Genomic DNA, 10,942 nt, shown 5'->3' with positions numbered 1-10,942 from the left:
TCTACCTTATTACCTAAAAAGCGTTAAAATGTTTCTTCCGAATTAAATCTACTCTACCCAAAACTGAACAATCACAATAGCGCGTTTACATTAGGGAAACATCATGATCGTACTCAGAGAGATGCGTGCTGAGGAACTTAGCGACTATCGGAATTTATTTATTACCGAATATGCACAAGATTTATCGTCCAACAGTGGCTATAGCAGTGAACAGGCCATCGCTCATGCCAGCCATAGCTTTGATAGCTATCTACCAGAGGGTGTTAATAGCCCTGACGATCATTTGTATTGCATCGAAAATAAAAGCAATATCGGCCAAGATAGTCAACTGGTGGGCTATCTATGGTTTGGTTTAGGTGAAAATGATAGCGCGGCCTTTATTAAAGATTTTTATGTGCTGCCGCAGTGTCAGCGCAAAGGATATGGCTCGGCCTGTTTACAAGAATTAGAAAAATTGCTGGTGGCTCAAGATATATTTGAGATAAAGCTACGCGTCGCGGCGGATAACCCACAGGCGAAGAGATTATATGAGCAAATGAAATTTGTGATAACGGGGTTTAATATGTCCAAATCACTGCAACCAATGGACAAATCATAATAGAGATAAAGGCAATATTAAGGATGCGCTTGCAGGTCAGCAAACGAAAATAGATAAAAGGCTGAGAATCGGACGAACAGTTCATCAGGATTGTTGCCTGCTGTTCCTCTGATAAATCAGTCTAATCGAAGTGTGGGCGTGAGATTAAACCATTTTGTCATCACCCATCTGTTGCAGTTGATCCTTGTAAGACTTCACTTTCTGGCGCTTCTTCATCCAGATTGAGAATGACACAACAAAAATCCCACCTGCCAAGGTTAATACACCCAATTCATGCTGATAAAACAGCATAATAACGAAATAGACAGCAGATATAATTGCTACCCATTTAGCCGAATGACCAATAGAACTTTTCTCATCAGTCAAACGGCGGATACTCTCTTCCTCGCTGATCCCCATACTTAATCCTCCTTATTGTTCAGCTTATAATATTGGGGCAGTTGCATGATAATTCAACATATTTTTCAGCTTTTATTTTGTTAAGTCGAGATAACGCTGATTGACTATCCCGACTCGGTTGATATTAGCTACAAAATAATAATCAGTTCGTACTCTCCACCGTCCAGCGCTACCCGTAATCCATCCGGTTGAGAGGAGATAGGCGAGCCATTCAGTGTCGCAGAACTGATCCCCTGACAGCGCTGAGCCGGGCTTTCAACACGAATGGCATAGCGCGTGTTGGCAAGGTTAACAGTCGCTTCAAAACCCTGCCAACTGGCTGGAATGCAAGGATTAATGACTAACTCTTTTCCTTCTCGCCGAATCCCCAGAATACCTTCGATACCGGCACGATGCATCCAGCCTGCTGAGCCGGTATACCACGTCCAGCCACCACGCCCAACGTGAGGTGCGACAGAATAAACATCGGCAGCGACCACATAAGGTTCAACTTTGTAACGCTCAATTCCCGCCGGGGTATTCCCATGATTTATCGGATTAAGTAATGCAAACAAATCACGGGCTTTATCCCCCTCCCCTAACTCAGCAAAAGCAAAAATCACCCACATCGCAGCGTGACTATATTGGCCGCCATTTTCTCTTAATCCCGGTGGATAACCTTTAATATAACCGGGGTCGTCAGGGGTTTTATCGAACGGTGGCGTGAACAACAAGGCCATGCCATCGTTAGGGCGAATAAGATGATGTGCGAGCGAGGCCATCGCCTGCACTGCCCGCTGCGGATCTGCCGCTCCAGATAACACCGCCCATGATTGGGCGATAGAATCTATGCGGCACTCTTCGCACTCTTTGGCCCCCAACCAACTGCCGTTATCAAAGGTGGCACGTCGATACCACTCACCATCCCACGCTTCCCGCTCCAATGCCGAGATTAAGCCAGTAAGATGGTGTTGCCATTGGCTGGCCCGCTGCGGATCACGCTCTTTTGCCAGCGGAATAAACATTTTCAGCGTTGCCACCAGCAACCAACCTAGCCAAACACTTTCGCCTTTTCCTTCCTCACCAACCCGGTTCATCCCATCATTCCAGTCCCCCGTTCCCATCAATGGCAGACCCAGCTCTCCCGTCAGTTCAATACATTGATCCAAACCTTTGGCGCAGTGTTCAAACAGTGAGGCGGTTTCTTGCGCCACCAATGGCTGGAAAAAGGCATCGTGTTCGCCCGGATGCAATATCGGCCCTTCGAGGAAGGGTACAATTTCATCCAGTACCGCGCCGTCACCACTGGCAAGAATATAAGTGGCTGTCGCATAAGAGAGCCATACCCGATCATCAGAGATTCGGGTCCGCACTCCCTGCCCTGAATGTGGCAACCACCAGTGCTGGACATCGCCTTCAATAAATTGTCGCCCGGCCGCACGTAGCAGATGGTGACGAGTTGTCTCCGGCAGAGCAAAGGTAAGCGCCATACCATCTTGTAGTTGGTCACGGAATCCATAAGCGCCACTGGCTTGATAAAACGCCGACCGTGCCCAGACTCGGCATGCCAGTGTTTGATACAGCAGCCAACCATTGAGCATGATATCCATTTGCCTGTCCGGCGTTTTCACCTGAACCGCCTCCAACACTGTACGCCAGTATTCAATGACTTCAGTCAGTACGGCATCCAGATTGGCGGTGCGGTAGCGCATAATTAACGCCTGCGCGTCACTCACAGAAGGGCTCTGCCCCATAAACCAAACCACTTCAACCTGCTCACCGGCGGCCAGTTCAATGGTCTGCTGTAGCGCACTACAGGGATCGAATCCCGCCCCTGTCACGCCAGATAGTGGTACTTTTGCCAGCAGCGAAAATGGGGCAGCACTATTGCCATAATGGCCGAGGAACTCGCTGCGGTCAGCGGTCCAACGACTCTGCTGCCCATTGAGATCGGAAAAAGAAATTCTACCGGGGAAAGCGGTACTCCACGGATTACGCGCCAACATCGCGCCGGTTGTCTCATCCATTTCGGTGATAATAAATGGCCCGGTGGCACCGCGCGATGTCGCCAATACCCACTCGGCATAGGCCGTTACTGAGATACGCCGTGGTGTATCTGACATATTATGTAATGTCAGGCGAGATATTTTGATCGGGTCAGCCAACGGTACATATTGCAGCAGCGCCATACCAATACCATTAGCCTGATGCTCAAATCGGCTGTAGCCATGGCCATGTCGAGCAATGTAAGTGCCACCATCACGGATAGGCTGCGCCGTCGGGCTCCACAGTTGTCCGGAATCTTCATCGCGTAGATAGAGGCATTCACCAGATGAATCGATAACGGGATCATTTAACCACGGCGTGATCTGGTTTTCCCGGCTGTTTTCAGCCCAGGTATAACCACTGCCGGTAGTGGAAACTTGGAAACCAAAGGCCTGATTGGCAATAACATTAATCCAGGGCGCCGGTGTATTTTCCCCGTCATTGAGGCAAGTGACATATTCCCGCCCCTGTTGAGCAAAGCCGCCCAGCCCATTAAAGAATTCTAAATTATCCGGTTGCGGTAATAATGTTTTCGCTAGTGGCAATTGTGCTGTTATCGGTGAATTAGCTGATTTAACCAGAGAAAATCCTGATTCTTTATCTTTATTAATCAATTTCTTATCATATGTGAATAATTTTTTAGCCGGCGGAATCCCCTTTTTATCCTGCGTGAATAATAGATGATTCAGTTGATTGCCCAATGTGCCATAACGGGCTGAGAGCACCACTCGCGCGACAGAGCGCAATAATGCGCGTGTTTCGGCACTCATCAGATCAGCTCGTAAAGCATATGCAGAACCCTGGCGAAGTTCATCACCAAAACGAGGGCGCGATTGGCTGCTGCGCACCGCAGTTTCAATGGCGATTTGCAGATCCTGTACATACGAAGAGGCTCGCTCGTTGATGATAACCAGATCAACAGCCAGACGTTTCATACGCCAGTATTCATGAGCGCGCAGTAGTTGCCGCACTTGCTCAATGTCTTCGATATCTTCAATACGCAGTAAGACTATCGGTAAATCGCCGGAGATTGATTGCGACCACAACATTGACTGGATTCCCGCGCCCCGCATGATAGTTGTGGACGGCGAGCGGAAGCGGGCAACGGCATACAAAATCGGCGCAGCCAGTTGCTGAAAATCAGCGGCTTCTTCCGCTTTAATTTCCAGATGACGCAATTGCACCTGAGCCTGAGTCCAGGCCAGCGTTTTAGCACGATCATACGCGCTACGGTCACGGTGTTTATCCACCATATCCAGCAAATCTTCTTTTGAAGAGGCAATCAGTGTCCAGAAAGAGACCGTGATAGTCTTACCGGCTGGAATCAGTAAGCTTTGGCGCAACGAGAATATCGGATCGAGCACTGTCCCCACCGTATTTGACAGCGCCTCCCCTGCTTGTAGTGCTGTTGAGGTGGCAACCCGATTACCACGGCCAATAAATTTTGCCCGGTCCGATTCATATTGCAATGCAGACATCGGCAAGCCATCAGCCACCGCAAAATGCGCCGCCCAGACCTGAGGCTCTTGCGCCGTCCGAGGCCGACGAGTGGCAATTAAGGCCCCCAACTCCGGTAAGAACTCGGTCACGACAAACATTTTGGCGAATGCCGGATGAGCATTGTCGGCCGAGGCTGTCGCAAGCACGACTTCAGCATAAGAGGTCAGTTCAATCTCGCGAGCACGGCGACCGGTGTTCAGCAACGAAACGCGACGAACTTCACCATCATCTTCACTGGAAATCAGTACATTCATGGTGCTGGTAAGTGTGCCATCGCGACAGATAAACTCAGCATGATCCTCAGCAAAAATCACCTCACGATGCGCATTATCACTAGCGGCCAACTGTGCCCCAGCCGACCAACTGCGACCACTGCGTAAATCGCGCAGGAAAATGAAGGAACCGTAATCATCACAGGTAGCATCTTCTCGCCAGCGGGTGACGGCAACATCCAACCAGCGGCTATAGCCGGCCCCCGCGGTGGTCAACATCACAGCATAACGCCCGTTGGATAATAGATGAGTGACCGGCGGCCCGATAACCGGTGAAGACAGGCGACGCACCGTGGGCAACGCGCTGTCCGCCACCGCTGATAGCAACACCTCTTCGGTACGTGGGTAGGCAAAGGCCACATTGCGCGGCATGCGCTCTTGTAGCAATAACTCACAGGCCTGAATCATCGGTTCATGATGAAAACGATTACGCATCCGGCCCTGCTGCAAGGTATTGGCGATAGCCACGATGGTCATCCCCTGATGGTGCGCCATATAGTTGCGCACAATCACCACCGGCTGGTTTTCTGGCAATCGGGAGCGCGTAAAGTCTAACGCTTCATAAAAACCATAACGCCCCAGCGCCCCCATATCGGCCAGCCGCTCATAGTTTTGCAATGCGCCGTGAGGGTCAATCATGGTAGCCAGCCCCGTCGCATAAGGCGCGATGACGGTATTTTCTGATAAGCCGCGTTTTAACCCAAGCCCCGACACACCAAAATTAGAATATTGATAGGTAAACTCGATATCGCGCGCACTGTATGCCGACTCAGATATCCCCCACGGGATATTCAAGCTACGCCCATAAGCCTGTTGCCGTTCAACCACCAATTGATTGGTTTGCTCTAATAAGCTCCCTGCAGGTGCCCGCATCACTAATGACGGCATCAAATATTCGAACATCGAACCTGACCATGAAATCAGCGCCGCACCTTTGCCGATTGGGGTTGCAGCCCGCCCTAAACGGAACCAATGCCGCGTCGGTACATCCCCTTTGGCGATAGCGAACAAACTGGCAAGTCGCGCTTCAGAAGCCAGTAAGTCATAGCAACTCGGGTCAAGGCTGTTATCCACCAGCGAATAGCCGATAGACAGTAACTTGCGTTCGGGATCGAGTAGGAAAGCAAAATCCATCGCCAGCGCCATATGACGAGCTTCGGCTGCTAATTTGAGCAATCGGTCATTGACCTGCTCCTGCACCTCTTGGGTCAATTGTTGGTCATATTCATGTTCTGCGGCAGCAACAATCAGCGCCTCAATCCAATAACTCAAATCAATAAAGGCATGATCATCGATTGGGCGAGCGACACCGTGCACCATCGCAGTGGCTTTCGCCAACAGAGGTTTCAACGCCAGCGGTAACATTTCAGCTTCGCCAACATCTTTTAAATCCAGGCGAATTTGTTCCAGGACAGCCCAGAGTTTACGTTTAAAATCAGCATCACCCGGCGGGAGTTGCCTAAACGAAGCTTCAGCCAGCAACAGGTTATCCATCAACCCCTTGGCCCCGTTGGCCGCTAAGGGTTCTGCGGCCCACTCTTCACAGGTATTGGCCAGTACAATCAAATGCCCGGCCAGATTTCCACTGTCAACGGAGGAAACATAAGCCGGTTCCAGTGCGCGCAGATCTTGCGTCCCATACCAGTTAAAGAAATGCCCACGGAAACGCGCCAATTTATGAAAGGTTTCAAACGTGGTTTCCAGCCGTATCAAAGTGCGATACGTCCCCGCCCAACCAAAATCACGGGCCACCACAGTTGAGAGCAAATACAGGCCCATATTCGTTGGGGATGTGCGGTGTGCCACCACCGGTTTTGGGTCCTCCTGAAAATTATCAGGCGGCAGCATATTCTCATCAGGCGTGACAAAAGTTTCGAAGAAACGCCAGGTACGGCGGGCGATCAGCCGCAGCTCGGGAATATCTTCCCCAGTCATCGGTTTATGCGATACCACCTGATGGGCGCGACTGGCCCACAATGCAATGGCAGGGGCAAACAGCCAAAGTAGCGCAAAAGGCAAAATCAACGGCCAGGTGGCGGGAGAGACAATCAGTGCAATGGCGGCCATCAGCAAACCGAATAATGTACCACCGGCCATATGGCGATAAAAACCGGCTAAACCGGGGCGCGGCTTGCCTGCGGATTGGGCCGCCGTCGTCCACTCCAATAAGTTCCGATGCGTTATAAACAGGCGAATCAGTGTGCGCCCAATAGCATCAGCCATTTGCCAGGCATGGTCAGCCAAAAAGACCAACGAAAGTAATATCTGGCTACCGGCGCGTTTGGCATCATCTAATAAAGAGCGTAAATGGTTACTAAGTCGAGTATTTTGAGATGGCCATAATGAGAACAAAATCGGCAATAAAGAGGGCAAGGCAGCCAACACTATCACCACTAGCACGCCAACCCATGCCGCTGGTATGGGGAGCATCCAACTGCCACCCAGCAACAACAGGGTAAAAGGGGCTACCAGTGAACGGCGCAGGTTATCAACCATCTTCCAACGCCCCAGCAGCGGGATACTTTGATTGCTTTTACTATGTTTGATAATGGATTGTTTAATGATGGATGGTTTGATAATCCAGGGCAGTAACTGCCAATCGCCCCGCGTCCAGCGGTGTTGGCGCTTGCTAACGACGTCATAGCGTGCCGGTGACTCTTCAACCACTTCAATATCTGAAGCTAAGCCTGCACGGGCAAAAACCCCCTCAAACAGATCATGGCTGAGTAAGGTATTGTCCGGCACCCTACCTGCCAGTGAGGCTTCAAACGCATCAACATCATAAATGCCTTTGCCGGTGTAGGAGCCTTCACCAAACATATCCTGATAAACATCTGAAACCGCAGCGGCATAAGGGTCGATACCGCCGGGGCCGGAAAAAGCCCATTGATACAATGAACCGCCTTTTCCCATTGGTAATGCCAGTGTCACGCGCGGCTGAAGAATGCCATAGCCATCAACAACTCGTTGTTGATCAACACTAAAGCGTGGCCGATTAAGTGGATGTGCCATTTTACCGATTAAACGCAGCGCCGCATCACGCGGAAGGCGGGTATCAGCATCCAGCGTAATCACATAACGAACCCCTGTGGGCACCTGCGGTTCACCAGCCGCAGTGGCAATAAATGAGGTATCTGTTGCTCCGCGTAACAGGCGGTTAAGCTCATGCAACTTGCCTCGCTTGCGCTCCCAGCCCATCCAGCGGTTTTCACTTTCATTAAATATGCGCTGACGATAAAGCAACAGGAAACGCGGGCCAGCCGGACCGGGGCCATATTGTTGATTTAGTCGGGCAATAGCTGCGTCAGCCAAAGCCAATAGTGGGCCATCACTCGGCAATACCTGCGTATCAGCATCAACCCCATCGAGCAGCAGCGCAAAAGTCAGAGAGCCGGTAGTACCCGACAAATGATGGACTTCCAGTTGCTCAATTTGCTCCAGTAAATCAGCTTTACTGGTCAACAATGTGGGCACCGCCACTAAGGTGCGCAACTCATCGGGGACACCACTGGTCAGTTCCAGCCCCGGCAAAATCGTGGCACCAAAGCTCCAGGTAATAACGCGGTTAACCAACGCAGTTGCCACTTCAGTCGCCGGAATAAACCCGACTAAGGCAAATATCACCAACCATCCGACTACCAAACCTGGGAAAGAGAGCGCCCACCATGCCAATGCCAGCAATCCCACCGTAACCAGTAAAATCGCCCCTATGTAACCGCCGACACCCAGACTGATACTCAGGCGGCTGAACCATAATCGCATTGAGGGGCTGAATCGGATCTGATTCTCTAATTCACGACGCCCAGCCCCAATTAAGTGATAACCGGGGTCACGGCAGCGATCGATATTTTCCGGTTCTGCGGTGGTTACCGCATTCTGCGCCGCTTGTAAGGCAAAGTTGGCAATCTCCAGTTCAGTGTAAGTCGAGCCACGGCATAATTGTTCTATGGCGCTGCGATACAGATTGCGGGTTTGAAAATCCATACTGGCAAAGGCGCTTCCCTGCCGTAAACATTCATCTACCAGACTGACACTCTCAAATAAATCAGCCCAATCAATATCCGAAATCATCCGCATACTGGTAATCACATTTCGGACCGAAACATTAGACGCCCCTTGACGTAATTGGGCATGCTGAACCACTTCGCTGATCGTAACTCCTTGTAACTTCAGGCGGTCTTCCAGCCATCCCAGTGCTGGTGTGGTGCGCGGATCTTGATCGCGCAGCCGTTTTGCCAGCTGAGATGCAAATTGTTCAGATAATGGCTCCGTTGAACGCATCGCAATATCGGACTCTAGCGCTAAGCGGCTATCCCCTGCTGCCAATAACCGATTTGCCAATGCTTCGGCGTCTGCACGCGCTTTGCGCCCTTGCGTAATCTGGTCGGCAAGGCGGCGTAAGTTCTCTATCAGCACAATACGCAGTGTAATCGCGACCGCCCATAGCTCACCGATAGTCAGCGGTTGAACACGCTGATAGGCCATAATAAAACGGCACAATACCTCGGGGTCCAAATGGCTATCGGTATGTGCGACAAAGGCCCAGGTAATACCCAATACCCGCGGGTAACCAGCAAATGGCCCATCAGCCAGTTTGGGCAATTGGCGGTAATAGCCCGGCGGTAAATCGTCGCGAATCTCGCGGATCTGTTCTTCAACCAGATGATAATTATCCAACAACCACTCAGCCGCAGGGACTACCGCACGACCTTTTTCTAACTCTGCGGCACTGGCCCGATATGCCGCCAGCAAGGTATTGGCATTATCATCCAGGCGCGCATGCAAAGTAGACACCCGGGGTGGATGGGGTGTTATCGACTGAGCTTTAGCAAGGCTTTCAGCATGCTGCTCCAACCGCTCGACACTGAATAACTCTTCCCTGACCGGCGCTAAATCATGCCAAGGTGTAACTGTAGTTCGTGATCCCAAAATGGATCTTTGCCCAAGAATAGTCTTTAGAAATGATTTCATAGGTACCTTTCTGGTCGGGTGCTCATACAGTCTTATGGCAATCTGTACAATAAAAAATCGGGGCGAGCCGCATGGTCTTGAACAGAAAACACCCTTACAGGCAGAATGCTGTCAAAGATGCTGAGTGAAGGTAGAAAGCAAAAGACTGATACATAAAAACGAACAGTCAAAAAAGAGGCGAGTAATGGCTGACGTTATGCATAAAGATACGACAGCAACAAAGCTGAATAGTATTAACTATAGCCCAAAGAAAAAAATACGGATCTGGGCATGAAATGAGAGAGAGAAAACAAACGGTTATAAATATAACCAGAGAGGAAATTGTCATACCTGCTGTCTGGGTACTATTACACAGACAGCAGGTAATCACCTCATAGTTTCAGAAACTAAATACTATCCTGGAATTTTCGCGCTTTGGCCGTTTGCTGTTTTTCCAGTTCAAAAATAGCCCGTTGCAATCCTTTTTCCTGGATGGGGCTTAAACGCGGGAATTTAAAACTCAGGCGCTGCACAGTGAGAGTTTCACCTTTGTTATTCACCACTTGTTTATCGATAGCTCGGATAAACTGCAAATCCAACTTAAAAATACCAAATCCACATAAATCGACTGATACATCACGCAGAATGCCACAATTCTGGACAGGGAATTCACTGCCTTTCACGGCATACACTCCCATGCCTCCCAAAGAAACATCAGCTAATGTGTATGAGAATTTACTGCCATCAGCGAATTTCCCTGCACAATAATAGGCAGGCCATTGAGGAATATTGACCCGGAAATATTCCCGACGTTGAATAAAGTAAAGGCTGTCAGGAATGGAGGTACTGAAAGCGGGTAAAGATAAATACTGTATTTCTTTCAGTGGATTGCAGGTAAATTCAATTTTTGCGCCTGTCGGCTCTGCAATGATTGTCAGTTGGCTGGCAGCAAGTGCCGCAATATTCTCATGAGCTACACTGCCAAAATCAAAAATAAATTGATTTGTCTCAGGAACGACATCCAGAATACGGCTAATAAATTGCCCGCGAGCATGAACTATCATCACTGCGGTATCATTCTTCTTTAAATCACGAAGAATTGCACAGATCGCTAATTTATTGGTTTTTACAAAATTCTCTTTAGACGTTTCGCTCACCAGCCATCCCCATCTTTAATTTATTGCTCTGGCTACCCAGA

The 10,942-nt window shown here is 49.8% G+C and carries 4 protein-coding genes; 1 reads left to right on the top strand and 3 read right to left on the bottom strand.

Annotated features, from left to right (window positions below; all coding sequences use genetic code 11):
- Window positions 1–103: 103 nt before the first annotated feature.
- The gene (locus ACNSO8_RS05435; RefSeq protein WP_019082516.1) at window positions 104–598 is read left to right on the top strand and encodes a GNAT family N-acetyltransferase; all 495 of its coding nucleotides are present in this window, start codon (window positions 104–106) and stop codon (window positions 596–598) included.
- Window positions 599–742: 144 nt separating this feature from the next.
- Here ACNSO8_RS05435 and ACNSO8_RS05430 read toward each other — a convergent pair whose 3' ends face one another.
- The 3 genes from ACNSO8_RS05430 to ACNSO8_RS05420 all read right to left on the bottom strand — a co-directional run bounded on the left by ACNSO8_RS05430 (window position 743) and on the right by ACNSO8_RS05420 (window position 10,901).
- Complete coding sequence (locus ACNSO8_RS05430; RefSeq protein ID WP_005160536.1) at window positions 743–997, bottom strand: hypothetical protein; 255 nt, start codon at window positions 995–997, stop codon at window positions 743–745.
- 128 nt (window positions 998–1,125) lie between these two features.
- A complete protein-coding gene (locus ACNSO8_RS05425) occupies window positions 1,126–9,765 on the bottom strand; it encodes a GH36-type glycosyl hydrolase domain-containing protein (protein ID WP_418394036.1) in 8,640 nt (2,879 codons plus the stop codon).
- 386 nt (window positions 9,766–10,151) lie between these two features.
- The gene (locus ACNSO8_RS05420; protein ID WP_019081343.1) at window positions 10,152–10,901 is read right to left on the bottom strand and encodes a flagellar brake protein; all 750 of its coding nucleotides are present in this window, start codon (window positions 10,899–10,901) and stop codon (window positions 10,152–10,154) included.
- Window positions 10,902–10,942: the final 41 nt, after the last annotated feature.

It is taken from the genome of Yersinia sp. LJYL362 (assembly GCF_048323875.1).
The sequence above is the reverse complement of the archived record's forward strand: the minus strand, read 5'-3'. Positions and strand labels throughout refer to the sequence as shown.

Excerpts from the sequence above, each read along its gene's own strand:
- ACNSO8_RS05430 (WP_005160536.1), bottom strand. The coding sequence starts at position 997 with ATGGGGATCAGCGAGGAAGAGAGTATCCGCCGTTTGACTGATGAGAAA.
- ACNSO8_RS05425 (WP_418394036.1), bottom strand. The coding sequence starts at position 9,765 with ATGAAATCATTTCTAAAGACTATTCTTGGGCAAAGATCCATTTTGGGA.
- ACNSO8_RS05435 (WP_019082516.1), top strand. The coding sequence starts at position 104 with ATGATCGTACTCAGAGAGATGCGTGCTGAGGAACTTAGCGACTATCGG.